The 277-nt window shown below is 65.0% G+C and carries 1 pseudogene; it reads right to left on the bottom strand.

The window, feature by feature from the left end:
- Nucleotides 1-277: pseudogene (locus ACLJNW_RS24730) on the bottom strand (hypothetical protein); the annotation flags it as partial.

The raw sequence follows: 277 nt of genomic DNA, 5'->3' as shown, positions 1-277 counted from the left end.
ACCAGATCAGGATCAGCGGGATGCCCATCTGCGTCACGCTGATGCCCAGGCCGTACTGCTGGTTGAGGAACGGCGGCAGCCAGTAGAGGTAGAACCAGAACACCGGCGCGGTGATCGAGTAGGCCAGGGCGAAGGCCCAGGTGCCGCGGCGGCGGAGAATCTGCGAGAAGGGCACGCGGGTGGCGGGCGGCTCCTCCTGCTGCTGGATGTATTCCAGCTCGCTCTGCTTCACCCGCGGATGCTCCTCGGGGTTGTAGTAGTTGCGCCACCAGAACAC

It is taken from the genome of Salmonella sp. SAL4457 (assembly GCF_046548235.1).
GTDB lineage: Bacteria > Pseudomonadota > Gammaproteobacteria > Enterobacterales > Enterobacteriaceae > Salmonella > Salmonella enterica.
The sequence above is the reverse complement of the archived record's forward strand: the minus strand, read 5'-3'. Positions and strand labels throughout refer to the sequence as shown.